Here is a 25,710-nt window from a genome sequence, read left to right on the forward strand (position 1 = left end):
ATTAATCAAAAAATAGATGCGGAAATTGTTCCTGCGGAAGCTTTTTAAACCAACGCACGGCCAGCATGGATTCTGCAAATCCCAGGCCATAGCCCACAAATTGAACAAGAGTCGCAAACACGGCCGTTATCCCTATTGCAATGCTCCTGTTTTTTATACTGGCATCAATCATTAAAATAAGCAAATAAAGCAGAAGAATCACAAATGGTAGAGCAAAACCAGCAAGGAAAAGCAGGATACTCATTGCAGCCCCAACGATAAATACCGTGGGGAACCAATACGTGAGCTTCGCCGAATCTGGATGCCAAAGATTGAGGATAGGCCGCACCAGTCCAAATTTACGAACCTGCCCGTAAAAGGATTTCCAACTGATCCTTCTTTTATGGTAAACAAAAGCGTTTGCAATAAAACGGGATTTAAAACCCATTTTCCATAAGCGTAGGGTAAGATCTGGATCTTCGCCGGGATGAATTTTCCCGAAACCTCCAGAGGCCAAAAAAGCTTGCTTACTAATGCCCATATTAAAACTGCGCGGCTGAAATTTGCCTGCTGCTTTTTTCTTTCCTCTGATTCCGCCGGTGGTTAGCATAGCGGTCATACTGTAATTGATTGCTTTTTGCAAAGAACTGAAATCTTCATGCGCCGCATCTGGTCCTCCAAAAAAATCTACGGGCGCGCTATCCAGTTCCCCTTTAACGGCATGTATATAGGTGGGGGGCAAAATACAGTCACTGTCCAGGATGATAAAATAATCGCCTGCTGCCTGCTCCATTCCATAATTGCGGGAAGGGCCGGGACCGCTGTTTTCTTTAAAAAAATAACGTACAGGTAGGTTTTTAAAGCTTTTGACGATCTCTTCTGAGGGAACAGTAGAGCCGTCTTCTACGATCAGGATTTCATAATCCCCTTTATATTCCTGCTTTTCAAAACTGCCCAAAAGTTCCTTCACTTCATCGGGACGGTTGTAAACGGGAATTATAAAAGAGAAGGAAAAAGCCATAAAAACAGTCGGTTTTTGACATAAAAAATCCGGTTTTTGAGCTTAAAAACCGGATTTTCCACTATTTTTTATTCATTTTCTTTCACAAAAGCTTCCATTACACCATCGCTGACGCCCATATTACTGAACCCGCCATCATGAAAAAGGTTTTGAAGTGTAACTTTCTTCGTAAGATCTGAGAAAAGGGTGATTGTATAATCTGCGCATTCCATTGCAGTAGCATTGCCCAGCGGACTCATTTTATCCGCGTAAGCGATAAATCCGTCAAAGCCTTTTACTCCCTGTCCTGCCGTTGTAGGCGTAGGTGATTGCGAGATGGTATTCACACGTACTTTTTTATCACGACCAAAGAAGTAACCAAAACTACGGGCAATACTTTCAAGGTAGGCTTTGTTGTCTGCCATGTCATTATAATCTGGAAATACGCGCTGCGCCGCCATATAGGTGAGGGCAACGATACTTCCCCACTCACTCATAGCGTCTTTTTTATATAAAACCTGCATTGTTTTATGAAAAGAACCTGCACTTACATCCCATCCTTTTGCAGTCCAGTCATAATTTTGATCAGTATAATGCTTCCCTTTGCGCACGTTGATAGACATACCGATACTGTGCAGTACAAAATCGATTTTACCGCCCAGTTCTTTTACCGCTTCATCTACCAGCTTTTCAAGATCTTCTACAGAAGTAGCATCTGCAGGTATGACTTTTGAATTTGTTTTTTCGGCCAGGGTGTTGATACTTCCCATGCGCATGGCAATAGGCGCGTTAGTAAGTACAAAGGTGCCCCCCTCTTCATGAACGCGCTCAGCAGTTTTCCATGCGATCGATTTTTCATCCAGGGCTCCAAAGATTATTCCCCTTTTTCCTTTTAATAAGTTGTAGGCCATTTTTATGGTTTTTGTTTTGGTTTATCTAATTATTTCCGCTTTCGCGGAAATACAATCTTTACTCTTTTATAGATTTTCTCTTTGTTTAAAATCGTTTCAAACCTAAAGAAAAAATAGTTTTACGGCAATGCCATAATATTTGTATTCAATTTCGCACGTTTATCTTCCCTGTTCCAGAAGCTGTTTTGCATGATCACGTGCCGCCTCTGAAGTTGCTTTTCCGCCTAGCATTTCTGCAAGTTCATCAATTCGCATAGCTGTGCTTAGCTGCTCTATTCCTGTGGTTGTGCGTTCCTCTTTATCCTTTTTAAATACCTTAAAGTGATGGGCTCCCTGGCTGGCAATTTGTGGCAAGTGGGTTATACTTACCAGCTGCATACGTTTGCCCATTGCTTTCATGATCTGACCCATTTTCAAGGCCACTTCCCCACTAACTCCCGTATCTATTTCATCAAATATAAGGGTTGAAAGTTGGGTAAAATCACTTAAAACCGACTTAATTGCGAGCATTATTCGGGATAATTCACCTCCAGAAGCCGCTTTTTTAAGTTCCTGCGCACGCATTCCCTTGTTTGCGGTGAATAAAAACTCGAGATCTTCCTTCCCGTTGTCCCTAAATTCTTCTACCGGAATCAAACGCATTTCAAAACGTGCATTGGGCATTCCCAATTGGCTCAAAATCGCCTCCAGTTTTTTGGTCAGCGGTTCAATTTTAGAAGCCCTTTTTTCGGAAAGTTTACTGGCCATCGTGTTAAGTTGCTCTTTTGCGGCAGCAATGTTCTTTTCCAGTTTTGAAATTTTTCCGCCCAGATCATTCATGGACTGCACTTCTTCATCTAAAGCATCCCGAATGACAATGACTTCTTCTATAGAACCGGCACCATGCTTTTTCTGCAGGTCAAAAAATAGTTTTAAACGCGCCTCAAGGTTACCCAGCTCTTCAGGATCACCTTCCGTGTTTTGGGCAATCATATCCACGCTTTCTGCGATATCGTCAAGTTCAATGCCCACACTTTCCAGGCGCTCATTGAGATCTGCCAATTCTTTGCTAAAACCCGCAAGTTTTGAAACCCGCACTTTAATAGCCGTCAATTGATCCAGCACTCCAAGTTCATCCCGGGTAAGCGTCTGGTGCGCTTCGGCGAGACCGTCTGTGATCTGCTCTACATTATTTAATGTCTCGTAACGTGCCTCTAACTTTTCCTGTTCGCCCGCTTTTAAATTGGCTTCAAGCAATTCATCAAGTAAAAAGTTCTTGTACTCTTCCTCGCGCAGCGCTTTGGCCTGTTGTGCTTTGAGCTTCTTAAGTTCCTGTTCTTCTTTTTTAAGGCTTTTATAAGCAATTTTATAGGCTTCAAGGGGCTTCTCATTACCTGAAAAAGCATCCAAAACCTGAAATTGGAAATCATTGTCAGTAAGTTCAAGGGTTTGATGCTGGCTATGAATATCTACAAGTCGCTCCCCAAGTGCAGAAAGTTGACTCAGTGTTACCGGGGTATCATTAACAAATGCGCGGCTTTTACCGCTGGGAAGGATTTCCCTTCTTACGATCGTCTGATTTTCATAATCCAGATCTTCACTTTTAAAAAGTGTTTCAAGATCATAACTGCCCACTTGAAACTGCGCCTCGATCACACACTTGTTTTCGGGATCACCTATGCTTGATAAATCTGCGCGTTTGCCCAGAATAAGCCCAAGGGCACCCAGCAAAATTGACTTACCCGCACCCGTTTCACCGGTAATAACGGTAAAACCAGAATCAAAAGCCAGGTTGACTTCTTCAATAAGCGCGTAGTTTTTAATATGAAGGTTTGTAAGCAAGTTTTTTCTGTTTATTTAATGTCAAATATCAATTATTGATATTCATCTTAAATGTAAAATTCACCATTGACAGGAAACCGTTCCGTAAAAAATAACCTCCCAAATATAGGGTAGTTTAGCGCGTTTTAGCAATATCAATAAATTGCTGAAATGATATGAAAATCGCCAATATAAGCCCATTATTTACCGGAAAATTCAAATAATCCCTAAACATATTCCTGACGTAAAGATAACAGACATTACCTGCACCATCAAATAAAAAGATTACAGTTTGATCTGCTGCCAGAAACTTGATTTGGTAGGCGCCACTTTATTGAGCGTAGAAACGAGACTGGAGATATTTACCTGCGGCCCACCGGAAAAAATTTGAGAAACTTCCTGTGCTTTGGCATCAAAAAAGACCCGCGTCAGGTAATTGTTCGGGCGACTGTTGTACATCTGGTTAAATAGCTCTAAGGTAACGGCGATAGATTGCTTGGCATCTTTTGTATTATCTGCCATATAATCCAGGCCATTGCGATGGTACGCGAATAAAACCTCGTTAAAATCAGCAAAATTAGCTGATAAAAGATCTGAATTTAACCGAAATCGACTTTGAGTTCCGCTTTGCGCAGACCATCCTGCATTACCGCCCTGCTGCGCGGTATTGACCACACGCTTGGCTTCTTCAAAATAGGGAATCCCCGCATCGCGCTCGTATGTTGCGGCATCAAGACCTATCATCGTGTAAGCGTAAAAAGCGAGCACAGAAATAAGATTGGAATCAAAACTGTTTGGGTTGTAATTCATGGGTTGAAATTCGGTATATCGAAAACCAAACTGCGTGTCGTTATAATTTAAAACCGTTGAATTGTAAGTGGAATTATAAATGGGCCTGGCCGATTGAATCTGCATGCTCGCCGTAAAATAATCTGAATCCTGGTTGGAAACAATTATGATCAAACTGCAATCAATACGCTCCTGTTGCTTATAATCACTATCAGTCCAGTTTGTATTGTTCATGAATTCCTCTATGGAATTACGCAGGGTTTTATAAACCTGTAAGTTGGCCTGGCCGGTCTGTTCCGCATTGATCTCAACGGAACAATTCAATTCCTGTGCGGTCGCGGAAAAACTGGTTAAAAGAACAAAAAACAGTACTATTTTATACATAAAGTGCTTGTCGTATACGGTTGAAAATATCTTTGGCCACATCTTCTTTGGGTTTCAGTTCCTGTGGGTACACACCACCCCTGGCATCTATAAAAGTAACTTTATTTGTAGGAGTGCCAAAACCGGCGCCGCTGTCATTCAGCGAATTCAAAACGATTAGATCCAGATTTTTACGTTTCAGTTTATCCTGGGCGTTCTCTACTTCATTCTCCGTTTCAAGGGCAAAACCTATAAGGTACTGATCTCTTTTATGAGCGCCCATATATTTCAAACTGTCCTCGGTGGGTTCTAGCTGAATTTGAAAATCAGCCGACTTTTTCTTGATTTTTTGCGCTGCTGGATCTGCTGGTCTGTAATCTGCCACTGCAGCGGCTGCAATCGCGATATTTACCCCATCAAAATAAGTTTTCACCCGTTCAAAAAGCTGCTGTGCACTTACAATAGAAATAATCTTAACGGAAGGATGATCAAGCTTTAAGGCCGTGGGACCTGAAATCAAAATCACTTCTGAACCCAGGTTTGCTGCACATTGCGCCAGTGCATAACCCATTTTGCCACTGCTATGATTCCCTATAAAACGTACGGGATCAATGGCTTCGTATGTAGGACCGGCGGTAATAAGTACTTTTTTGCCATATAAAGGCAATTTTGACTGAATATCGCCATTTATAAACGCAACGATATCATCAGGTTCTGCCATTCTCCCCTGCCCTTCCAGGCCACTGGCCAGTTCCCCGCTCGTTGCCGGAATCATGATATTGCCAAATTCCTGTAACTTTTCAAAGTTGGCTTGTGTTGTGGGATGCTTGTACATATCAAGATCCATTGCAGGTGCAAAATAAACAGGACACTTAGCCGATAAATAAGTCGCAAGCAGTAGGTTATCGCTTGCGCCACTCGCCATCTTGGAAAGGGTATTTGCGGTGGCCGGAGCTATAACGAAAAAATCGGCCCAAAGGCCGAGTTCTACGTGATTGTTCCACAGTTCATTTTCTTCATCCTGTGTGAATGAGGAAAGCACTGCATTTTTAGAAAGTGTTGAAAGCGTAAGTGGAGTGACAAAATCTTTGGCTTCTGGTGTCATAATCACACGAACTTCTGCACCGGCTTTGATAAAAGCGCGCACAAGCCAGGCAGATTTATAGGCAGCAATACCTCCTGTAATTCCCAGGATTATTTTTTTGCCGCTTACCACTATACGTTATATTTCAGTTTCTGTGGCAGAAGTATCCCTGTAATAGATTTTGCTATCCAACCATTCCTGAACGGCCATAGCGTGAGGCTTAGGCAGTTTTTCATAGAATTTGGAAACTTCGATCTGTTCTTTGTTTTCAAAGATCTCTTCAAGACTATCGCTGTAGGTTGCAAACTCGTCAAGTTTTTCAAGTAATTCCTTCTTGATATCTGTATTGATCTGAGTTGCCCTTTTAGCTATAATGCTGATAGCTTCATAAATATTATCAGTAGGAGCATATACCTCTTCTCTGTTTAAGGTAATTGTGTTTACTGGTGCTTCAAGATTTTTAACGTCCATGGTGTGATTTTAATTATGAATAATTTTGCATGCGCGAGTCAATATCGGCCTTTATCTCATCTGCCTGTGCGCGGTAGTCCCCGTCTGGGTAGTAACGTATCAAGGTATTATAAATATCCAGTGCTTCTTTAAGACGGTCTTTTACAAGAATATCAAAACTTCCCACCGCATATTTATATTGTGAATCTAATTTATAGAAAAAAGCGGCCTCCCTAAAGGAAGAACCGGGATAATCTGAAATAAAATCATCCAGTGCCGCTAAGGCAACGGGATATTTCATAATAGTATTGTATTGCTTAGCGATTTCAAAATCTTTCTTTTGCAATTTTGTACTAAGCTCTACAATCAGGGAATCTGCCTGTTCTGTATACGCAGATTCTGGATACTGACCTATAAATGCCTGTAGTTGATCTACCGCTTTCTGCGTTTGTTCCTGATCTAAATTGAAAGTAGGCGAAAGCTCGTAATAACTTTTAGCTGCCTTAAATTTTGCCTCCTGAATTTTTTCAGATTGGGGATAGGAAGTAGCAAAACGGTCAAACTGATATCCAGAAAGGTAATAATCACCGGCTTTGTAATAGGTATCCGCATAAAGAAACATCACGCGTTCGGCCTGAGGCTTCCCTCTATAATTGGGCACCACCTGATCCCAAAGCTTAATCGCTTTGGCATATTTCCCTGCATTATACAAGGAATCTGCCATGGTATATTTTACGCCCATGTCGTCAGATTTTAATGCTTCTTGATATTCGCTACAAGAAGCTAATAAAAGGAGTCCACAAGCTGTAAAAAAAAGATTCTTCATAGGTTTTGAAAACATCGTGCAAAAATAAGGTTTTTTAGCTAATAAACAAAGTACTACATTTCCTTAAGGTATGTTGCAATATCCTGTGTTAAATCTTCACTGGCTTTTACAAGTGGCAGGCGCACGGAAGAAGTTCCGGTGCCTTTAAGTGACAGCAATGCCTTGATTCCCGCAGGGTTTCCTTCCTGAAATATGAGGTCAATAAGCGGCATAAGTTTGTAATGTACCTCATTTGCCTCTTTTATTTTAGCATCGAGCCCATCGCGCATCATATGGCTAAACTGTTCTGGAAACCCTTGCCCAAGAACAGAAATGACGCCGTCGCCACCTGCTAAAACGGTGGGCAGGGCAAGCATGTCGTCTCCTGAGATAACCAGAAAGCCTTTAGGCCTGTCTTTTAAAAGACGCATCATTTGCACCATATCCCCTGCTGCTTCTTTTATCCCTATAATATTATCAAAAGCCTTTGCCAGTTTAAAAACGGTTTCTGGCAGTATGTTGCTTGCCGTTCGGCCGGGGACGTTGTAAAGTATAATGGGAAGTGGCGATACTTCGGCAAGTGCCGCATAATGGGCGTAAATTCCCTGTTGGGTGGGTTTGTTATAATATGGCGAAACAGACAAAAGGGCATCAAAACCGCTGAGATCACGATTTTTAAGCTCCTCACACAGCAGTGCCGTATTGTTTCCCCCTACTCCAAGTACAACCGGAACACGTTTATTGACCATCTCAAGTACCGTGGTGATCACAAGTTCTTTTTCCGCTGTGGTTAAGGTCGCATTCTCTGCCGTGGTTCCCATGACCACAAGATATTCTACGCCACCTTTGATATTGTCTTCGACAAGTTCTTTAAGCGCGAGCGTATCTATGCTCAAATCTTCTTTAAAAGGGGTGATTAAGGCAACACCTGTACCTCTAAATTGCTGCATGCTATTCAATGCGTTTTAATATTTTTAAATAGTTTTTTAATTCCGTACAGAAAACCGATATGTTCTCTGGTTTTGTATCAATTGTAAGATCATTTAAAAGGTAGGTGCCGTTTCCGGGAAAACCTACCTTAAAATGGGCATTTGCTTTTGCGGTTATAAATTGTAGGATGGGAAGCGCTTTTACATAATAACTTATAAGAAGGTCATAATGCTGGTTCATAAAAAAATCAGTCTGCGCATTGCTCAACTCTCCCTGCCAGTTTATCGCGCGATTGTCAAAGGTACTATTCGAAGGAAAGCCCGTTTTATGAACACGCTCCACATAATAGATCACATTGATCCTGGCTTGTTTCTGTAAAAGGCTCAACGCGCTCGTAAGGGCTTCTATGTCAACATCTTCTGTCGTATCTACAAGCAGCCCCACACGTTGAATAGACGTTGCAGGGGATGCCCCGGGGTATCCTAAAGCCGCCTCCTTGAGATTTCTTTTTATTCGTTTTTCCCTCCAAACGTCTAAAAACATCTAATTTTACATTTTATACACACAAATGTACTCAAATTACGCCAACTCAAAACCTTAATTTTACATTGACTATGCGCGCGCTACTTTTTTCAATATTCCTCCTTTTCCTTACCAGCAGTTGCATGAATTCCTCACTACATCTTCAGAAAATCGAAGGTGAACAGATAAATATCAATGATAGCCTTTCCGCAGACGCTAAGATCAATGCGTTTATAAAACCCTACAAGGAGCACATTGACAAACAAATGGATAGCGTACTCGCCTATTCTCCAAGAGCGCTTTCTAAAAAAGATACTAAATACAATACGGCCATTGGCAATATGATGGCAGATGCCGTCATGGCTTATGCAGACCCCATTTTTAAAGGCCGTACCACCTTTGATATTGATGCGGTGCTGCTTAATTTTGGCGGTATCAGATCAACCCTTCCGCAGGGAAATATCACCATGCGCGAAGCGTATAACATCATGCCTTTTGAAAACCGTGTGATTGTTCTGGAACTTAGCGGAAAAAAAGTGAACGAACTCTTTGATTATCTCAAACAGGGAACTGCCCACCCTATAAATGGCCTCCAGCTGATTATCAATGACGATGGCGCTATTGAAGAATCAAGAATTCACGGTAAACCGGTAGATACTAACGAAACCTATTTTATAGCCACAAATGATTATTTGCAAAATGGTGGCGATCATATGGATTTCTTTAAAAATCCGGTGAGCATGCTTGATTTGGATTACAAAGTGCGAAATATACTCATAGATTATTTTGCCGATACTGATACTATTGCCCCCATTGCTGACGATCGTTTTATAAAAAGATAAGTACCATGAGAAGAAGGGATTTTATAAGGAATACAGCGGCTGCAACCGCTTTTACGGGACTTGCAACCTCACCCGTACGGGCAATGACTTCCGCGCCCGCAAAACATATTACCATTTTGCATACCAATGATGTGCATAGCCATATTGAACCTTTTGATTCAAACGACCCGGAGTACGCTAATCAAGGTGGGGTGGCAAGAAGACTGGCGCTTATTGAAGCTGTACGCCAGGAAAATCCCAATACGCTTTTGCTTGATGCCGGGGATATTTTTCAAGGGACTCCCTATTTTAATTTTTATGGGGGCGAACTTGAATTTAAGCTTATGACCATGCTCAAATATGACGCGGCCACGGTGGGCAATCATGATTTTGATAATGGCGTGGGCGGTCTCGCCGCACAAATGCCGAATGCAGGTTTTAAATTACTTGTTGCTAACTATGACTTCTCCAATACCCTCATGGAAGGCCTCACAAAACCTTATGAAATCTATGAAAGTGACGGCATTAAAATTGGTGTTTTTGGCCTTGGGATTGAACTCGACGGACTTGTAGATCCTAAAATGTATAAGGAAACAAAGTATCTCAATGCGCTTGAAATTGCTCAGGATATGACCCGGACCTTAAAAAAGGAGGAAGGATGTGATCTTGTTATCTGCTTATCCCATTTGGGTTATGCCTATGAATATGATAAATTATCTGACCAGACGCTGGCGGCAAAAACGCAGGATATTGACCTCATAATAGGCGGCCATACCCATACGTTCCTTCCAAAACCGTTAGTTGTAAAGAATGCTGCTAATAAGAATGTATTGATCAACCAGGTGGGCTGGGCCGGAATAAATATGGGCCGTATCGACTTTTACTTTGATGAAGGTAAAAATGTAGAAAATAAGGGCGTTTTGATTCAGGTTTGAGGTCGTTTTTAGACACATATTCCTAATAAAGCAACTTTTCTTTTCGGCGGAAGCTTAGGGCTTACTGTACTTCTTATTAATTTCCTACCTATGAAAAAAAAAAATTAAAGTCTTTTTTGCATTTTTCTTTTTGATTGCGTTAAAAGGCAACGCGCAGCTTGACCTAAAAACTTCCATTGAAAATATTCTTAAGGGAAAAAAGGCGCAAGTAGGGGTTGCCATTGCATCAAATAAAAGCAAAGACGCTATAAATATCAATAACGACTTTCAGTATCCACTTCAAAGCGTTTTTAAATTTCCTATTGCCCTTACCATTTTGTCTGAAGTGGATAAAGGTAAATTTTCCATAGACCAGCCCATTGAAATATCAAAAAATGAATTAGCTGCCAATACCTGGAGCCCCATCAAAGATAAATTCCCTGACGGGACAATCCTGACTCTTGGAGAAATCCTTGCATATACCGTAGCCCAAAGTGATAACATAGGCTGTGATATTTTACTGAAATTGATTGGTGGAACTGCTACGGTTGAAACGTTCTTGAAGGACAATATTATAGAGGATATTGTTATAAAAGTGAACGAGCAGCAAATGCATGAAGACTGGGCAGCACAATACAAAAACTGGGGAAAGCCCACGGCGCTCAATGAATTGCTGATCAAAGCCTACCGTAACGAAGGCCAGATGCTTTCTCACAAAAGCCATGAACTTATCTGGAAAATAATGCGGGAAACTACTACCGGAACCAAGCGACTAAAAGGAAATTTACCTCAACATGTTGCTGTAGCCCATAAAACCGGAACCTCTGGAACGCGTGAGGGCTTAACACCAGCTACTAATGACATTGGCGTTATTGAACTTCCTGATGGCGAAGTGATTTTCATTAGTGTTTTGGTAGTAAACTTTCAGGAACAACCTGAAACAAATGAGCAACTTATCGCTAAAATCTCCAAAGCCGCTTTTGATTATTATAAGCGATAAGACGAAAAATATTTTCCGGACTCTGGTCTTCTTCATAAATCTCTAAAAAAGGCCTATAAAACAAAGGTTTTTAAGCCGTTTTCTGTGTTTTGAACATGAAAATAACGGTTTCGCTCTTACACTTTAATATTCCTTCGGAAATTAGTTATGTTATTTACTGTCACGGTTTGGGAAGAGATTTTTCAGTATAATAAGCATCATACCAATCACATTTGCGGTAGAAGTTATCAGTAAAGCAATGAGTACCTCATCACTTAATTTATAGTGCAGGTTGTTTCCTATAAGAATAGCACCACCGCAAGTAACCATAAGGTTATGATCATTGTAAAAGCGGTAGAAAGGTTTTCCCGCAACCTGGTTTCCCTGCGCTATAGCGTTCCTCCTGCGGGGTAAGTACCGCTTCATTCAGCCGTTTATCGTCTACTTTTCCCTCCGCATAATCCGCAGCCGAATATTTCGCTTTTAGGTCAGAATTAGGTAATTTATTGAGCAATTCTTCACTAGACATATCAATCCACTAATCTAAGTTTATAGTGCCTTAAGATTTCCTCGTTCGGTATTTCTGAATCCCGCGTATCCTCTTTGTAGATTTTTTGCCAGGACGTGTCATTGGCGTGGGTTATGGCGCTAAGTTCAATACCATTGTAACTACCGTACATATCCCAGATACGCTCCAGAAACTCTGCATCATCTTTAGAGATCGTTTCTTCCCTGTCATAAGGCAGGGGGTCTGAAATCTCGATCTTTCCCTTCAATTTGATATTATCAAATAAAGAAGGAAAAACAGGACCGTATTTCCATGCCTGTATTCTCTCGTCAACCAACTTTTCTCCGTCAGTTAACGTCAGGTACCAACTGTGGGCAAAGTAAACCAACTTGATAAGTTTTATGGGAGTAAGCTTACCAAATTTTGCCTTTTCCTTAATATAGTAATTTGCTATCGTCGTGGGACTATACGCCATATATTAAAGTTAAGAACCCTTCGCGCTTTGCGCGATTTCTAATATATAAATATACTGAAAATTTAAATAAAAAGGCCGTAATGTTTTAATACACAGCTACCTTAACCGGGAACGAATAAACCTGTTGAATTATACTTGAGTTTTTGTCCATGTCGCCAGCCTAATATCGCACTTCTTATAATCATTAAAGTCTAAAACAACCTATTCTATGGCAAATTATTCCACTCTTTACTCTCTATTCTTTGCTTTTTGCTCTTTGCTCTTTACTCTATATTCTTTACTCTTTGCTCTTTACTCTATATTCTTTACTCTTTGCTCTTTACTCTTTACTCTTAATTCCCCTAAACCATCCCTAAAAGATCAGCTTCGGAAATAATAGAAATCCCCAGACTTTCTGCCTTGCTCAGTTTCGCCGGACCCATATTTTCCCCCGCCACCACATACGATGTTTTAGAGGAAATTGAACCGGAAACCTTACCGCCATTATCTTCGATCAGTTTCTTTAGATCCGTGCGTGACATTTCAAAAACGCCTGAAACCACGAAAGTTTTTCCCGCCAGAGTTTCACTTTGATTTTCCAGTAGTTCAGGATCGATTTCCAATTGAAGTCCGTAATCTTTTAACCGGTTGATGATCTCCAGGCTTTTTTCCTGCGCAAAAAAGCTGACCACGCTTTCCGCGATGCGCTCCCCTATTTCGTCAACCGCGACCAGTTCCTCTTCGCCTGCGGCTGCCAGGGCATCTATATTTTTGTAGTGCTTGGCCAGTTTTTTGGCCACCGTTTCGCCCACATAACGTATCCCCAGACCGAATAAAACCCGCTCAAAAGGGACGTTTTTTGACGCTTTTATGCCATTTATTAGGTTTTCTGCCGACTTTTCTGCCATGCGCTCCAGCGGTAGCACTTGCTCTTTTTTGAGTTCGTAAAGATCAGCGTAATTATGAATCAGGTCATTTTTGACCAAAAGCGCAACCGTCTCCCCGCCCAGGCCTTCAATATCCATGGCGCGACGCGAAATAAAATGTTGAATACGCCCAATAATCTGCGGCGGGCAGCCCAACGCATTGGGACAATAATGAATCGCCTCGCCTTCGGTGCGTACCAGTTCTGTCTCGCATTCGGGGCAGGTTTTTCGGTATTCCGTAGGTTCCGAATTGGGATCGCGTTTTTCAAAATCCACCCCAATGATTTTCGGGATAATTTCCCCTCCTTTTTCCACAAAAACGGTGTCCCCCTCGCGTATATCAAGCTTTTCAATCTGATCTGCATTGTGCAAAGAAGCGCGTTTGACAACCGTTCCCGCCAGTTGTACCGCTTTTAAGTTGGCCACTGGCGTTATCGCCCCGGTTCTGCCCACCTGATAGGTGATTTTCTTCAACAAAGTAGAAACCTGTTCTGCCTTAAATTTGTAGGCCATCGCCCAGCGTGGCGCTTTTGCGGTAAAACCAAGCTCTGTCTGTTGTTCAAAACTGTTTACTTTGATCACCACGCCATCGGTCTCATAAGGTAGATCGTGGCGGTGCGTGTCCCAGTACTTGATAAAATCAAGTGTTTTTGAGGTAGATTCAACCAGTTTTGCCGCTTCCGGAACTTTAAAGCCCCATTCTCGTGCTTTTTCCAGGCTTTCAAACTGTGTGGAAATATCCAGGTTCTCACCCACGATCGTATAAAGCAAACATTCTAAGGGACGACGCGCAACCTCAGAGCTGTCCTGTAATTTCAAACTTCCGGAAGCCGTGTTCCGCGGGTTGCTGTACGGCTCCTCCCCGTCTTCTACGCGCGCCGCATTCATCTGCGCAAAACCAGCATATGGAAGCACAATTTCACCGCGTATATCAAATTTTTCGGGAAAATCACCCTTAAGTTTTAAGGGTACAGAGCGTATGGTGCGCACATTGTGGGTCACGTCATCGCCCTGTGTACCATCGCCGCGGGTAATGGCGCGCACAAGTTCGCCATTTTCATAGGTAAGGCTTATGGATGCCCCATCGTACTTTAGTTCGCAAACATATTCCACCTCGCCTTCGACCAACTTTTTAATGCGCTTTTCCCAGTCTTCCAGATCTTCCTGTGAGTAGGAATTGGCCAGCGAGTACATGCGCGTATCGTGCTTTACGGTCTCAAAATTTTTGGTCACCATACCGCCCACGCGTAAGCTTGGCGAATTGGCATCGTAAAATTCAGGATGCTTTTCTTCCAGTTCCTGAAGTTCCTTCAGCTTTTTATCAAAATCATAATCTGAAATCTCTGGAGTATCAAGCGCATAATACTTGTAATTATGCTGCCGCAGTTCGTCGCGGAGTTGGTTTATTTTTTCTTCAATATTCATGTACTGTAATAAAAAAATCGGATTTATGAATAAGATTTTGGGCGTTACCCTAGCGGGTCGGGCTTTGCGCTACAATCTTTTGGCTCGTTCCTCGCAAAAAGGATTTTCACTGCAATCCCTAACGCAAAACTTGTTCTTTATAAGAGAGAAATTAAATTATAAATACTTAAAGTTCTATGTTCGTCATTATATTTTTTGAAATTGGAAACAACATTTATTTAAATAGAAATCCAGTGTTTTACCCCTCCGCCTTCGGCACCTCCCCTTGAAAAAAGGGGAGGAACTTCTCCTGAGTAAAAATAATTTTATGTTTGTTCCAGTTTTAACCATTTTGCCTCAATGGTAGGCTCAAACGTTTCCATTTTGTGCAGTAGCGACTCTATATCTTCATCTACAATGAGCAGCTCCATATTTGCTGTTTTGAGAAATCCCTGGCGTACCATTTCTTTGAGCAGGGCGATCAGGTGGTCATAAAAACCGCTGGTATTGAGCAGGCCAATGGGTTTATGGTGCAGTCCCAATTGTGACCAGGTGATGATTTCAAAAAGTTCTTCCAGGGTACCAAAACCTCCCGGCAACGCGATAAACGCATCGCTCCTTTCCTGCATGAGCATTTTACGGTCGTGCATGTTCTTTGTCGTGATCAGCTCATCGAGACCCAGATGAACAATTTCTTTTAGTTTTAAAAACTCTGGGATGATCCCCACAACCTTCCCTCCATTTTCAAGCGAAGCATGGGCGACTTTACCCATAATCCCTATTTTTGAAGCACCATAAACCAGGGTTATTTTTCGTTTGGCAAGTGTTTTTCCCAGTTGGGTGGCTTGTTCAATGATTGCGGCATCTTTGCCTTCGCTGCTTCCGCAGAACACACAAATGGACTCAATTTTGTTCATGGTTTTGTAGCTTTTAACATTCTGGCTTTGCCAAATATATCGTTACGTAAAATTATCTCTTTATAACCAAAACCCGCAACCAGATCGCGGGTTTCCGCTTCAAGATACTCATTGATCTCAAAATAAAGGCAGCCGCCTTTTACTAAATTTTGCATTCCCAGCGCCGCTATTTTTCGATAAAAAACCAGCGCGTCATCATCAGCCACAAAAAGCGCTGATGCCGGCTCGTGGTTCAAAACATTGGGCTGTAGTTCTACTTTTTCAAGCGCGCGCACGTAGGGCGGATTGGAAATAATCACATCATACTGTTGCGGGAGGGATTCACACTTTAAAATATCCTGCTGTAAAAATGCTACTGAAACTTCACTGAGGAGCGCGTTTTTTTTAGCCGTTTCCAGGGCTTTTTCAGAGAAATCAAGACCAAAAACCTGTGCTTTTTCAAGCTTTTTTGCAAGCGAGATGGCGATACAACCGGAGCCTGTACCTATATCCAGTATTTTTGGCCTTTTAGTATTTATATCACTTTCTGCAGAAATAGCTTTTTTTTTTAAATCGCTGAGCACCCAGTCCACTAGTTCTTCGGTTTCCGGGCGTGGGATCAGCACGTCACTATTTACCAGAAATGGAAGTCCATAAAACTCGGTTTCCCCCAGGATATATTGCAAAGGTTCGTGCTGCAACAGGCGTTTTAATGCCATTTGTAACCGATTTTCCTCACTTTTGGTCAGTTTTTTATCAGGATTTAAAGTCACCTCTATGCGTGTCATGCCCAGATAAGCTTCGGCAAGGCGCTGAAAGAACGTCTGAATTTCCATTGCGGGATAGGCAGATTTTAATTCTGAACTAAAATATTCCCGGAAAGCTTTAACCGTCATGTTCTTCCTTTAAATCTTTCAACATGTGCACGGGACAGGCACAGTGACCGGTATTGCCCATGGGACCGTCAATGTAGTAAAATCCGGATTTTTTATAAAGGTTTTGCGCGCCTTCCATATTCGGCATGGTTTCAATATAAACCCGCTCAAAACCCTGTTTTTTGGCAAAATCAAGACATATTTGCATCAATTGTTTTCCGTAGCCTTTGCCCCGTATTTCGGCAAGCGCGTACATTTTTTGGAGTTCGCAGACCGGTCCATCATAGTTGGCCAGCTGCGCGATTCCCGCACCGCCCAGCAGTTTTCCATTTTCTTCGATCACAAAATATTCGGCTCTCGGCTCATCGTAGGTTTCATAGAGCATATCAAGCGCTTTGTCTGCATAAGCGGTGCCTACTTTAGGCACGCCCATCTCGATCAGCACTTCGCGGAGCACACGGGCCATCGTGGCGTTGTCTTCTTTCTTTATGGGTCTAATGGTCATATCTGAGTAAATTTAAACGTTCTTAAAGCAACTTTTAAAGGATGCGTACGCCATCATTTTTACTTATTTTTGAGACGTGAAGATACATGAAAAATATATGGATCGCTGCCTGCAACTGGCTAAGAATGGCTTTCCGGCGGCGATGCCCAACCCATCTGTGGGCGCGGTGCTTGTGGTTGATGGTGTTATAATAGGTGAAGGTTTTACCAGCCCCTATGGCGGCCCTCACGCGGAAGTAAATGCGATTAATGCGGTACGCGATGCGCGCCTGCTGAAAAAGGCAACGTTATATGTAAGTCTTGAACCCTGCAGCCATTATGGGAAAACCCCACCCTGTAGCGATCTTATCATTGCTAAAAATATTCCGAAAATTGTAATTGGCACCATTGATCCCTTTGCAAAAGTCGCCGGTCGCGGTATTCAAAAATTGCTTGAGGCCGGGCGCGAAGTTATGGTGGGCGTTCTGGAAGACGAATGTCAAAAAATAAATAAACGCTTTTTTACCTTTCACGAGAAAAAAAGACCTTTTATCATCTTAAAATGGGCGCAGACCATAGATGGTTTTATCGCTCCAGATCCTGAAACCCGGGATAAAAAAGAACCGGTGTGGATCACAAATACCCATTCCCGCCAACGTGTGCACCAACTTCGGGCAGCAGAACAGGCCATACTGGTGGGAACAAACACGGTTTTACAGGACAATCCCAGCCTAACCGTTAGAGACTGGAAAGGCAACAATCCCGTGCGGATCATTATTGACCGAAACGGTAAAATACCCGCCGATTTTTCAGTTATGGATGGCGAAGTAAAAACGCTCATTTTTACCGAAAAACAGCAAGAAAACAGTCAAAATCCCGAGTTTATTACGGTAGATTTTAATGGAAACGTACCCCAACAAATTTGCAATAGCCTCTTTAAACGCGATATACAATCGCTAATCGTAGAAGGTGGAGCCGCAACCTTGCAACATTTTATCGACCTGAAATTATGGGATGAAGCGTGGGTTTTTACAGGGAATAACCAGTTTCAAAAAGGTATAAAATCGCCTGTTTTTCAGGGCAAATTAACCGAAAAACAGGCGATTTTAGAGGATATTCTACATATTTACGAGCCGCTTGTCGAAGCAGTCGCAAATGACTAATCCGAAGAACTGCTGGCGTCGTCTAAGCGATCGAGTTGATCCTTATTCAGATCAATTTTTACGGCCCGGTAAAATGCTTCCAGATGTTCGGGCTTGGTAGCGCTGGCTATGGGTGCGGTGATTCCCGGTTGCGCCATCGTCCAGGCTATCGCAACGGCAGCCTGCGAGGAATTATGCTCTTGAGCTATATCTTTTAATGTATTGAGAACCTGTTCCCCTTTTTTATTGAAGAACTTACTCACATGTTTCTCACGTGCCCTTCCCTCAGAATCTTCTTTCGCATCGTATTTTCCGGTAAGGAAACCGCTGCCCAGTGTAAAGTAACTGGTTACAGAAATGTCATTTTCAATACAAAAATCACGAACTGCACCTTCAAAACCATCGCGTCGCATCAGGTTATATTCTGGCTGATAAACCTCGTAGCGCGGTATATTTTTAGTTTTTGAATGTTCAAGGGATTCCATCAATTCCGCAAGCGGAAAGTTGGATGCACCTATATAACGTACTTTTCCGTCGTTTACCAGTTGGTTATAGGTTGCCAGCGTTTCTTTGATAGGCGTATCATCGTCATGTTTATGGCTAAAATAAACATCCACGTAATCTGTTTGCAGGCGCTGCAGGCTCTGATCCATCTGTTTTTTTATATGCTCTGCGGAAAGTTCTACGTGACCCTGTCCCATATCCATTCCCACTTTTGTGGCAATAATCATTTTATCGCGGTTGCCGCGTTCTTTCATCCATTGACCTATCACCGTTTCACTTTCCCCGCCTTCATGGCCCTCAACCCAGCGTGAATATACATTTGCGGTGTCAATATAGTTGAAGCCTTTTTCCAAAAGCTCATCAAGAAGCCTAAAAGACATCTTTTTATCTGCCGTCCACCCAAAAACATTTCCACCAAAGGCAATGGGGGGAATCTCCAGTGAGGTCCTGCCCAGTTTTTTTAAATTCATATCATGTATTTTACCTCAAAATTACAATGCCTGCACTACAAAATAGAAGGTTGAAAATTAAAGTCCTGTTAATATGCGGGCAGCATGTCATGGGCAAACAATATTCACGTATTTTAGTCGACTAACTAACCGATACTTTTTACAATGAAAAATCTTTTTAGGGCGCTGATCGCCGGCTGGGGAGCAAAAAAAATAGGCGGCGGCCGCTGTGGTTGCATAGGCACCATTGTGGTTTTTGCAATTCTTTACTGGTTGCTAGGTTATGTATTCCAGGTATTTTAAACCAGAATCCAGAACAATTTTACAACACAACTTATGATTCAGGTTTCTCAAGACGTTCCAAATAACGCCAATAACGCACCCTTAGATTTTAGTGATCCAGCAGACGTGATCATTTTTATCGTTTTGCCCGTGCTCTTTATCATCCTGTATTTTATATGGCGGAACAAAAAGAAGAAAAAACCCTGATAACCTGCCGCCTGTGATCAAAATACAGCGTGCAATCCAGAATAATAAAAGCCATTTTTGGTCAGAAATTGATCAAAAATGGCTCATTTTTTTATATAAAATCCCTATTTAGTTTATGAAAACAACAAAATCACTTTCCTGTAAAGCACTTATTTTTGATATGGATGGCACCATGGTTGACAATATGATGGTACATCACCGCGCCTGGCAGCAAAAGCTGAAAGAACTGGGACGTGATCTTACCTTAGACGAGGTAATGCGTGATATTCATGGGGTAAATGATGAGATTTTAAAGAGGCTTTTTGGCGATCGCTTTTCCGAAGGGGAAATGCAGGAAATTGCCAAAGATAAAGAAGCAACCTACCGTGAACTATACGCCGAAGATATTAAACTCGTTCCCGGCCTGGCAAGGTTTCTAAAAGAAGCTAAAGCCCTGGGAATCCCAATGGGAATAGGAACTGCAGCCCCCGCCGAAAATCTTGAATTTACGGTAAAAGCCCTTGACCTACAGGAGTATTTCAGTGTTTTTATTCATGCAGGCGATGTGAAAAAAGGAAAGCCAGATCCCGAGGTTTTTACAAAAGTTGCCGAAAAACTGAACGTAAAGATCGAAGATGCAATCATTTTTGAAGATAGTCCCACGGGCGCAAAAGCAGCAGAGAATGGAAAAGCAAAAAGCTTTGTTCTCACTTCCACACATCAAAAAAGTGATTTTGAAGGTATAAAAGCTATTGGTGGATTTCTGGAGGATTTTCGCAGTTTTAGCATCAAAAAAGGTGAAAAAACCGGGGATTTTGTGATTAGCTGCGCTCCAGATGCGCTACCAGCAGACTAAAAGGACCCCTTTTCTCAGAGTTTTTAGGAAATGTTATATTTGGGCATTATATGTGTAGCCTTTTTGGAAATACCAATTACTTCAATAAATACGATTAAGATATGAAAACGCTTATGCTTTCTGCCACAATGGTGGCTTCAATGATGCTGACCAATTGTGGTTCTCAAATGACTGCTGATGACGCGGCAAAAAATGTGGATATGACCCAGGTTGATCCTGCGCCGTTCGCAGAAACGATTACTGCGGAAGAAACCAAAGAAATGCTTTACACCTACGCCTCTGATGAGTTTGAAGGCAGGGAAACCGGTGAGCCGGGTCAGAAAAAAGCAGTCAATTACATTCGTGATTTCTACAAAGAGCACGATATTCCATCAGCGATGGACTCTACCTACTTTCAGACCGTGCCGGCAACCTTTTTTAAAGAAGGAAGCGGAATCAAGGATTCTGAAAATGTAGCGGCTTTTATCAAAGGAAGTACAAAACCCAATGAATATGTTGTGATCTCAGCACACCTGGATCATGTAGGCGTTAACGACGACGGGCAAATCAACAATGGAGCTGATGATGATGGTTCTGGTACGGTTGCCGTTATGGAAATCGCCGAAGCTTTTCAGGAAGCTGTAAAACAGGGTTACCGTCCACAGCGCAGTATTTTGTTCTTACATGTTACAGGGGAAGAAAAAGGACTTGTAGGTTCAAGATATTATGTTGAACATCCTATTTTTTCACTGGATAGTACGGTGGTAGACCTTAACATTGATATGATAGGCCGTCAGGATGCAGAACACAGCGACGATGAAAACTATGTGTATTTGATAGGTTCAGACAAGCTGAGCCAGGGATTGCATGATCTTTCTGAAGCGACTAATGAAAAATACATGAACATGGATCTGGATTATACCTTTAACGATGAGAACGATCCCAATCGTTTTTACTACCGTTCAGACCATTACAACTTCGCTAAAAACGGTGTTCCTATAATATTTTATTTCAATGGTGTGCACGAAGATTATCACAAACCGGGGGATACTCCAGATAAAATCAACTATCCATTGCTTACAAAACGTGCCCAACTTGTATTTTACACCGCCTGGAACGTGGCGAATCAAGAAAAGCGTATTTCCGCAGATAAAGAGTAAAACCGATTACTAAGTATTAAAACGAGGCCGTTATTTAACTAATGGCCTCGTTTTTTTTGTAATTAGTTGGATTGATCCAAAATTCTTAACTCCAGGCATTCATATAAAACCTTAACCAGTTCTTTGAACAAATATTCTCAATATTCTCTTTTGTATACCCTCTCTGGGAAAGTAAATACGGAATTTTTTGTAAATCAGCTATGGTATCAACGTCCTTTGGACCCTGCTCTGTACCAAAAGCCCCATCTAAATCTGATCCTATACCCGCATGCAAACTGTTACCGGCGAGCTGGCAGATGTAATCGATATGATCTACTACCTGGTGCAGTGAGATATTTTCACCTTTCGGGGTTGACTTACCACGTATCCAGTTCGGGGTTAACATCCAGGCATCCATAACTACTCCTATTATCGCCTCTCTCGCAATTAATGCGTTCAGTTGGTCATCAGAAAACTGCCGGTGATGGGGAACAAGCGCCCGGCAATTGTTATGGCTTGCACAAACCGGACCTTTAAAATTTGCTAAGGCTTCCCAAAAGCTGTCATCACAAAGATGTGTAGTATCCAGAATGATGTTCAACGCTTCCATTTCCTTTAATAATTCACGCCCACTCTGCCCTATTCCACCCGTAGCATCTGTACCCTGAGCATAAACTCCCGGACCGTAATGCGCAGGGCCAATAGCACGCAGTCCATCTTCATAGGCCTTGTGAAGATAGTGCATACTCAATATGGAATCTGCTCCTTCAAGACTTCGGATAAGCCCCAGAGGCGTATTCGCAGCATCTGTTTCCCAGCTTGCCAAATGCTTATCAATATCCTCTTTATTCAAAATTTGCCTGATCTGCCCTTTATGCTCCATCGCCTGGTACCAGGCGAGTTGGCCCTGGGTTTGTGCCCAGGCCTGTTCTGGTGAATTCCAACTAGCGCCGGGCAGGTTTCCTTTTCTTTTTGCAAAGCGGGCGATCTGCGTTCCCACAACAATACCTACATTTCCCTCCCTTAAACTGGGGAAGGATACCGTCCCTTGCGCACGGTCTGGCTTATCGATCATTCCGTCTTCGGTAGCCCTCAATTCTTCTATGGTATGGGTAAGGTCCCGGTTCCATTCCATCGCATTCATTGCCAAATCAAGGTGCGCATCAAAAATAAAGGGTTTATCAAGAGGCTTGTCAACATTCATAATTTATAAATTCTATCGCGTGCCCCAATTTCCCAAAAACCGGTCAAATCCTGATTTTCAACAATAGCCGCCTGATAATGCAGGGCAACAGTGGGACAGATATGCCACGGAATCCCATATAGGATATCGCCAATATGCCGGTTTTTTGCCTGATTGGTTTTAATGACCATGTGCTCCTCGCTATGCACCAGAATTTTAGCATCGGGAAGCTGCGGAAAGAAAACAGAATCCTTTTTCATTTCTGAAGCTACTGCTTTGTGGCCCAGGTCCAGACATAGCGTGTCTGCTGCCGGTTTACTTATCACGCGCGTACCGACTGTAGCGGCATTTTCAAAAGGAAGATCAGGAAATACTGAAGCATAACCTTCGTCCCATAAAAGTGTTGTTCCTGGTGAAAGGGTACGATGAGCATATTTTGCATGCACGGGAAACGTGATACTACCTCCGCAGGTAATTTCAGCATCTTGTGTACCGGTTTTGTTGAGCAATTGTTCCAGACCACTAAACGCTTCGGCCACTGCCCCTTCTCGATCTGCGATGGCTATATCATGAATATGGCCATCATAAAGGTGCCATCCCATGAAGTTTGTTTGGGAGGAATGGAGCACCCTCTTATAGAAAGCCGCAGCTTCCTGCATCTGTATTCCCGTGCGGTTCATACCTACATTCAGGTCGATAAAAACAGAAATTTTTTCTCCTTTTTTGTCCCAAAGCTCAAGCTGATCCTCATGGTCTACAAGTACTGAAAACCTGGAATTCGCATAGGTTTTACACAATTCTAAAAAAAGGATTTGTGCCGGTCCCACGAGTGGGTATGCGACTAATATATCTTTTGCCCCGGCCTTGGCCAGCATTTTAGATTCGGCAAGCGTAGCACATTTAAATTTGCAGATCCCCTTTTTCAATTGCATCTGGACAATTTCTGTACACTTATGGGTTTTGACATGGGGGCGCAGTCTTGAAGGAGAACCTGCAATCTGTATCATTTTTTCTATATTCCGCGCAATACGCTGTGGATAGAAAAGTAAGGCCGGAGTCAGCAAACTGTCTGGCCGAAGGATTTCAAACCAGTCTTTCATGACCCATGCATTTCAAAGATGGCTTCAATTTCAACCGCGATATTACCGGGAAGTGTCATTCCTACGGCGCTGCGTGCGCCTTTTCCAAGGTCATCGCCAAGCAATTCAACCATAAGTTCACTAAAACCGTTGATAACTTTGGGATGGTCATAAAAATCAGGCTGGCCGTTTACCATGCCCAGGGTCTTTACCAGACGCTTCACGTTTTTTAAATCCCCCAGTTGCGCCTTCATCGTTGCCAGCATGGTTAGCCCCACCTGTCTTGCCGCATCATAACCTTCCCGTGTCGTCAGGTCCTTGCCCAACTTGCCGGTGATAAGCGAAGTATCATTCCTAACGGGCCCCTGACCAGAAACATAAAGCATATTTCCTACCTGTATAACCGGTTTATAAACACCGCCCAGTGGTGGTGCCGGGGGCAATTGTAAATTGAGTTCCTTAATTCTATCTTCAATATTCATAGTTAAACAATTAAGTTGAGCAATAAAACGACAATTAGCCCCACAATGGAAACCGAAGTTTCCATCAATGTCCACGACATTAGGGTTTCTTTTATGGTAACATTGAAATATTCTTTAAAAAGCCAAAAACCGCCGTCGTTGATGTGTGAAAAAGTAATACTGCCCGCTCCGGTAGCCAGCACAAGTAATTCTGGTGACACATCAGATGACGCTACCACGGGCATGATGATACTGGCAGCGGTGAGACCAGCTACGGTTGCAGAACCCACACAAACCCGTATCAGGGCGGCAATGATCCAGGCCAAAAGTAAGGGGGATAAATCCATACTGCCCAGCAACTGGCCAATTTCCTCACTAATTTCGGTCGCTACCATTATTTGTTTAAAAGCACCGGCCCCGGCTATAATGAGCAATACGCCAGCTATACTGGCAATAGATTCAGACAAGGCTTTAGTGACATCGCTTAGGGTACGCCCGGTACGTATTCCGAGAAAATAAATGGCCGCCAATACCGAAATAAGCATCGCAATGGAAGGATTACCTATCGCGCTTATAATGGGGTTTTCAATAACAAAAGTGTTCAAAACAGAAGCGCCACCAATTAGAATAACGGGAAGCAGCGCAATAGAAATACTTGTTGACATGGGCGGCACGGTATAACGGTCATCCCGCTCTACCACAAATTCCTGGAGCGGTTTAGGCTGAATACGCTTCATCACGCCAGAAAGTAGAAATTTTGCAGTTAAAATCGCTGGTATCCCGGCAATTATGCCATAAATAAGAGTAAGGCCAAGATCTGCACCGTAAATTTCAGAAATAGCGGTGGGTGCAGGATGCGGTGGTAAAAAACCATGGGTAACTGATAGGGAGGCCAGCATAGGCAAACCTACATAAAGCAGCGGCAGTTTTGTCGTTGTGGCAATTGCAATTACCAAAGGCACGAGAATCACAAATCCCACGGTATAAAACATAGGAATTCCCACTATAAAACCTGTAATGATCAATGCTATTTGAATATTCTTAACGCCAAATAAATCTACCAGTGTATTCGTGATCTGATCTGCGGCGCCACTGGTCGCAACTAATTTGCCCAGCATGGCTCCAAAACCGAGTATGAGCACGAGCGAACTTAGGGTATTTCCTATTCCTGCTTCGATAGCATCCATAGATTGACCCATTGTCAACCCGCCGGTGACACCCACAAGTAAACAAACAAGGACAAAGGAAATAAATGTATCCAATTTGATAACGGCGACGAGAAACACAAGTAAAAGAATACCGATTATAATAAGAAAAAAGACCATGACTTTGTTAAGTTTAAAAGTTTAGTATAGCACTGATAAGAAATGTATAAAAATCTGTTAAGATAATTATTAAAAGTAGAAATGGAAACGGTACTTTCTAGAAATACCATTTATAAAATGCGCTAGATCCCGGTCGGAAATATACTTTGCTGATTATCCTGTAAGTAGAAGTGCTCCACAACCCTTAGAGGTCGTATTCTAAATTGTAAAAGTTTTAAAGAAGGATAATAAC

28 protein-coding genes are annotated in these 25,710 nt (G+C 42.4%); 8 read left to right on the top strand and 20 right to left on the bottom strand.

The genetic code is table 11. From position 1 onward, the window contains the following. Position 1: 1 nt before the first annotated feature. The 9 genes from P162_RS02875 to P162_RS02915 all read right to left on the bottom strand — a co-directional run bounded on the left by P162_RS02875 (position 2) and on the right by P162_RS02915 (position 8,654). On the bottom strand, positions 2–1,000 hold the full coding sequence (locus P162_RS02875) for a glycosyltransferase (RefSeq protein WP_031425725.1): 999 nt from the start codon (positions 998–1,000) through the stop codon (positions 2–4). A 68-nt stretch (positions 1,001–1,068) separates the two neighbouring features. Continuing rightward, positions 1,069–1,890 carry an enoyl-ACP reductase gene (locus tag P162_RS02880; protein ID WP_031425726.1) on the bottom strand — a complete coding sequence of 274 codons (822 nt, stop codon included), beginning with the start codon at positions 1,888–1,890 and terminating at the stop codon, positions 1,069–1,071. 159 nt (positions 1,891–2,049) lie between these two features. Next, positions 2,050–3,711, bottom strand: a complete 1,662-nt coding sequence (gene recN, locus P162_RS02885) for a DNA repair protein RecN (protein ID WP_031425727.1) — start codon at positions 3,709–3,711, stop codon at positions 2,050–2,052. 264 nt (positions 3,712–3,975) lie between these two features. Next, a complete protein-coding gene (locus tag P162_RS02890; protein ID WP_031425728.1) occupies positions 3,976–4,863 on the bottom strand; it encodes a DUF4835 family protein in 888 nt (295 codons plus the stop codon). Beyond that, positions 4,856–6,058, bottom strand: coding sequence for a bifunctional phosphopantothenoylcysteine decarboxylase/phosphopantothenate--cysteine ligase CoaBC (gene coaBC / locus P162_RS02895; RefSeq protein ID WP_241077720.1), 1,203 nt, complete (start codon positions 6,056–6,058; stop codon positions 4,856–4,858). Before coaBC ends, P162_RS02890 begins: the two co-directional genes overlap by 8 nt. A gap of 6 nt (positions 6,059–6,064) precedes the next feature. Beyond that, the gene (locus P162_RS02900; RefSeq protein WP_031425730.1) at positions 6,065–6,397 is read right to left on the bottom strand and encodes a DNA-directed RNA polymerase subunit omega; all 333 of its coding nucleotides are present in this window, start codon (positions 6,395–6,397) and stop codon (positions 6,065–6,067) included. Positions 6,398–6,410: 13 nt separating this feature from the next. Next, a complete protein-coding gene (locus P162_RS02905; RefSeq protein WP_051907999.1) occupies positions 6,411–7,202 on the bottom strand; it encodes an outer membrane protein assembly factor BamD in 792 nt (263 codons plus the stop codon). Between the two features lie 53 nt (positions 7,203–7,255). Then, complete coding sequence (dapA, locus tag P162_RS02910) at positions 7,256–8,131, bottom strand: 4-hydroxy-tetrahydrodipicolinate synthase (RefSeq protein ID WP_031425732.1); 876 nt, start codon at positions 8,129–8,131, stop codon at positions 7,256–7,258. Between the two features lies 1 nt (position 8,132). After that, entirely contained in the window at positions 8,133–8,654 is a 522-nt protein-coding gene (locus tag P162_RS02915) for a DUF6913 domain-containing protein (protein WP_051907750.1), read from the bottom strand. A gap of 122 nt (positions 8,655–8,776) precedes the next feature. Here P162_RS02915 and P162_RS02920 point away from each other — a divergent pair, with 122 nt between their 5' ends. From P162_RS02920 to bla, 3 genes are all read left to right on the top strand, one after another. Next, positions 8,777–9,475, top strand: coding sequence for a 5'-nucleotidase C-terminal domain-containing protein (locus P162_RS02920; RefSeq protein ID WP_241077721.1), 699 nt, complete (start codon positions 8,777–8,779; stop codon positions 9,473–9,475). Positions 9,476–9,480: 5 nt separating this feature from the next. Continuing rightward, the gene (locus tag P162_RS02925; RefSeq protein ID WP_031425735.1) at positions 9,481–10,389 is read left to right on the top strand and encodes a metallophosphatase; all 909 of its coding nucleotides are present in this window, start codon (positions 9,481–9,483) and stop codon (positions 10,387–10,389) included. Positions 10,390–10,492: 103 nt separating this feature from the next. Further along, on the top strand, positions 10,493–11,368 hold the full coding sequence (gene bla, locus P162_RS02930) for a class A beta-lactamase, subclass A2 (protein WP_035916798.1): 876 nt from the start codon (positions 10,493–10,495) through the stop codon (positions 11,366–11,368). A gap of 150 nt (positions 11,369–11,518) precedes the next feature. On the opposite strand, the gene P162_RS17655 is transcribed toward bla, so the two are convergent. From P162_RS17655 to P162_RS02960, 6 genes are all read right to left on the bottom strand, one after another. Beyond that, complete coding sequence (locus P162_RS17655) at positions 11,519–11,773, bottom strand: hypothetical protein (RefSeq protein WP_164076198.1); 255 nt, start codon at positions 11,771–11,773, stop codon at positions 11,519–11,521. A 104-nt stretch (positions 11,774–11,877) separates the two neighbouring features. Beyond that, a complete protein-coding gene (locus tag P162_RS02940; protein WP_031425738.1) occupies positions 11,878–12,330 on the bottom strand; it encodes a Panacea domain-containing protein in 453 nt (150 codons plus the stop codon). A gap of 341 nt (positions 12,331–12,671) precedes the next feature. Beyond that, complete coding sequence (gene ligA, locus P162_RS02945; RefSeq protein WP_031425739.1) at positions 12,672–14,660, bottom strand: NAD-dependent DNA ligase LigA; 1,989 nt, start codon at positions 14,658–14,660, stop codon at positions 12,672–12,674. Between the two features lie 305 nt (positions 14,661–14,965). Further along, positions 14,966–15,556 (bottom strand): TIGR00730 family Rossman fold protein, encoded by a 591-nt coding sequence (locus tag P162_RS02950; RefSeq protein WP_031425740.1) that lies wholly within the window; start codon positions 15,554–15,556, stop codon positions 14,966–14,968. After that, entirely contained in the window at positions 15,553–16,431 is an 879-nt protein-coding gene (prmC, locus tag P162_RS02955) for a peptide chain release factor N(5)-glutamine methyltransferase (RefSeq protein WP_031425741.1), read from the bottom strand. Before prmC ends, P162_RS02950 begins: the two co-directional genes overlap by 4 nt. Beyond that, the gene (locus tag P162_RS02960; RefSeq protein ID WP_031425742.1) at positions 16,421–16,915 is read right to left on the bottom strand and encodes a GNAT family N-acetyltransferase; all 495 of its coding nucleotides are present in this window, start codon (positions 16,913–16,915) and stop codon (positions 16,421–16,423) included. Before P162_RS02960 ends, prmC begins: the two co-directional genes overlap by 11 nt. A gap of 76 nt (positions 16,916–16,991) precedes the next feature. Between P162_RS02960 and ribD the strand changes: the two genes are divergently transcribed. Continuing rightward, a complete protein-coding gene (gene ribD / locus P162_RS02965) occupies positions 16,992–18,056 on the top strand; it encodes a bifunctional diaminohydroxyphosphoribosylaminopyrimidine deaminase/5-amino-6-(5-phosphoribosylamino)uracil reductase RibD (protein WP_241077722.1) in 1,065 nt (354 codons plus the stop codon). On the opposite strand, the gene P162_RS02970 is transcribed toward ribD, so the two are convergent. Next, positions 18,053–19,009: an aldo/keto reductase gene (locus tag P162_RS02970; RefSeq protein ID WP_031425744.1), complete on the bottom strand. Its 957-nt coding sequence runs from the start codon at positions 19,007–19,009 to the stop codon at positions 18,053–18,055. The genes ribD and P162_RS02970 overlap by 4 nt on opposite strands. 144 nt (positions 19,010–19,153) lie before the next feature. Between P162_RS02970 and P162_RS17660 the strand changes: the two genes are divergently transcribed. From P162_RS17660 to P162_RS02985, 4 genes are all read left to right on the top strand, one after another. After that, on the top strand, positions 19,154–19,291 hold the full coding sequence (locus P162_RS17660; RefSeq protein ID WP_031425745.1) for a hypothetical protein: 138 nt from the start codon (positions 19,154–19,156) through the stop codon (positions 19,289–19,291). Positions 19,292–19,324: 33 nt separating this feature from the next. After that, positions 19,325–19,477 (top strand): adenylosuccinate synthetase, encoded by a 153-nt coding sequence (locus tag P162_RS02975; RefSeq protein WP_117434192.1) that lies wholly within the window; start codon positions 19,325–19,327, stop codon positions 19,475–19,477. 115 nt (positions 19,478–19,592) lie between these two features. Further along, positions 19,593–20,312 carry an HAD family hydrolase gene (locus P162_RS02980; protein ID WP_081868366.1) on the top strand — a complete coding sequence of 240 codons (720 nt, stop codon included), beginning with the start codon at positions 19,593–19,595 and terminating at the stop codon, positions 20,310–20,312. Positions 20,313–20,413: 101 nt separating this feature from the next. Continuing rightward, on the top strand, positions 20,414–21,451 hold the full coding sequence (locus P162_RS02985; RefSeq protein ID WP_031425747.1) for a M28 family metallopeptidase: 1,038 nt from the start codon (positions 20,414–20,416) through the stop codon (positions 21,449–21,451). Positions 21,452–21,536: 85 nt separating this feature from the next. On the opposite strand, the gene P162_RS02990 is transcribed toward P162_RS02985, so the two are convergent. The 4 genes from P162_RS02990 to P162_RS03005 are packed head-to-tail and all read right to left on the bottom strand — an operon-like array spanning position 21,537 to position 25,478. Continuing rightward, the gene (locus P162_RS02990; RefSeq protein ID WP_051907752.1) at positions 21,537–22,634 is read right to left on the bottom strand and encodes a dipeptidase; all 1,098 of its coding nucleotides are present in this window, start codon (positions 22,632–22,634) and stop codon (positions 21,537–21,539) included. Continuing rightward, positions 22,631–23,713 carry a D-TA family PLP-dependent enzyme gene (locus tag P162_RS02995; protein WP_031425749.1) on the bottom strand — a complete coding sequence of 361 codons (1,083 nt, stop codon included), beginning with the start codon at positions 23,711–23,713 and terminating at the stop codon, positions 22,631–22,633. Before P162_RS02995 ends, P162_RS02990 begins: the two co-directional genes overlap by 4 nt. Next, complete coding sequence (locus P162_RS03000) at positions 23,710–24,174, bottom strand: RidA family protein (RefSeq protein ID WP_031425750.1); 465 nt, start codon at positions 24,172–24,174, stop codon at positions 23,710–23,712. The genes P162_RS02995 and P162_RS03000 overlap by 4 nt, the downstream gene beginning before the upstream one ends. 2 nt (positions 24,175–24,176) lie before the next feature. Next, complete coding sequence (locus P162_RS03005) at positions 24,177–25,478, bottom strand: gluconate:H+ symporter (protein WP_031425751.1); 1,302 nt, start codon at positions 25,476–25,478, stop codon at positions 24,177–24,179. Between the last annotated feature and the right edge of the window lie 232 nt (positions 25,479–25,710).

The sequence above is a fragment of the Flavimarina sp. Hel_I_48 genome (assembly GCF_000733945.1).
In the GTDB taxonomy this organism is placed as follows: Bacteria; Bacteroidota; Bacteroidia; order Flavobacteriales; family Flavobacteriaceae; genus Leeuwenhoekiella.

Bases quoted from the DNA above. Each gene is read 5' to 3' on its own strand.
- P162_RS02875 (WP_031425725.1), bottom strand. From the start codon at position 1,000: ATGGCTTTTTCCTTCTCTTTTATAATTCCCGTTTACAACCGTCCCGAT.
- P162_RS02880 (WP_031425726.1), bottom strand. From the start codon at position 1,890: ATGGCCTACAACTTATTAAAAGGAAAAAGGGGAATAATCTTTGGAGCC.
- P162_RS02890 (WP_031425728.1), bottom strand. From the start codon at position 4,863: ATGTATAAAATAGTACTGTTTTTTGTTCTTTTAACCAGTTTTTCCGCG.
- P162_RS02900 (WP_031425730.1), bottom strand. From the start codon at position 6,397: ATGGACGTTAAAAATCTTGAAGCACCAGTAAACACAATTACCTTAAAC.
- P162_RS02905 (WP_051907999.1), bottom strand. From the start codon at position 7,202: ATGAAGAATCTTTTTTTTACAGCTTGTGGACTCCTTTTATTAGCTTCT.
- dapA (WP_031425732.1), bottom strand. From the start codon at position 8,131: ATGCAGCAATTTAGAGGTACAGGTGTTGCCTTAATCACCCCTTTTAAA.
- P162_RS02915 (WP_051907750.1), bottom strand. From the start codon at position 8,654: ATGTTTTTAGACGTTTGGAGGGAAAAACGAATAAAAAGAAATCTCAAG.
- P162_RS02920 (WP_241077721.1), top strand. From the start codon at position 8,777: ATGAATTCCTCACTACATCTTCAGAAAATCGAAGGTGAACAGATAAAT.
- P162_RS02925 (WP_031425735.1), top strand. From the start codon at position 9,481: ATGAGAAGAAGGGATTTTATAAGGAATACAGCGGCTGCAACCGCTTTT.
- P162_RS17655 (WP_164076198.1), bottom strand. From the start codon at position 11,773: ATGAAGCGGTACTTACCCCGCAGGAGGAACGCTATAGCGCAGGGAAAC.
- P162_RS02940 (WP_031425738.1), bottom strand. From the start codon at position 12,330: ATGGCGTATAGTCCCACGACGATAGCAAATTACTATATTAAGGAAAAG.
- ligA (WP_031425739.1), bottom strand. From the start codon at position 14,660: ATGAATATTGAAGAAAAAATAAACCAACTCCGCGACGAACTGCGGCAG.
- P162_RS02950 (WP_031425740.1), bottom strand. From the start codon at position 15,556: ATGAACAAAATTGAGTCCATTTGTGTGTTCTGCGGAAGCAGCGAAGGC.
- prmC (WP_031425741.1), bottom strand. From the start codon at position 16,431: ATGACGGTTAAAGCTTTCCGGGAATATTTTAGTTCAGAATTAAAATCT.
- P162_RS02960 (WP_031425742.1), bottom strand. From the start codon at position 16,915: ATGACCATTAGACCCATAAAGAAAGAAGACAACGCCACGATGGCCCGT.
- P162_RS02970 (WP_031425744.1), bottom strand. From the start codon at position 19,009: ATGAATTTAAAAAAACTGGGCAGGACCTCACTGGAGATTCCCCCCATT.
- P162_RS17660 (WP_031425745.1), top strand. From the start codon at position 19,154: ATGAAAAATCTTTTTAGGGCGCTGATCGCCGGCTGGGGAGCAAAAAAA.
- P162_RS02975 (WP_117434192.1), top strand. From the start codon at position 19,325: ATGATTCAGGTTTCTCAAGACGTTCCAAATAACGCCAATAACGCACCC.
- P162_RS02980 (WP_081868366.1), top strand. From the start codon at position 19,593: ATGAAAACAACAAAATCACTTTCCTGTAAAGCACTTATTTTTGATATG.
- P162_RS02985 (WP_031425747.1), top strand. From the start codon at position 20,414: ATGAAAACGCTTATGCTTTCTGCCACAATGGTGGCTTCAATGATGCTG.
- P162_RS02990 (WP_051907752.1), bottom strand. From the start codon at position 22,634: ATGAATGTTGACAAGCCTCTTGATAAACCCTTTATTTTTGATGCGCAC.
- P162_RS02995 (WP_031425749.1), bottom strand. From the start codon at position 23,713: ATGAAAGACTGGTTTGAAATCCTTCGGCCAGACAGTTTGCTGACTCCG.
- P162_RS03000 (WP_031425750.1), bottom strand. From the start codon at position 24,174: ATGAATATTGAAGATAGAATTAAGGAACTCAATTTACAATTGCCCCCG.
- P162_RS03005 (WP_031425751.1), bottom strand. From the start codon at position 25,478: ATGGTCTTTTTTCTTATTATAATCGGTATTCTTTTACTTGTGTTTCTC.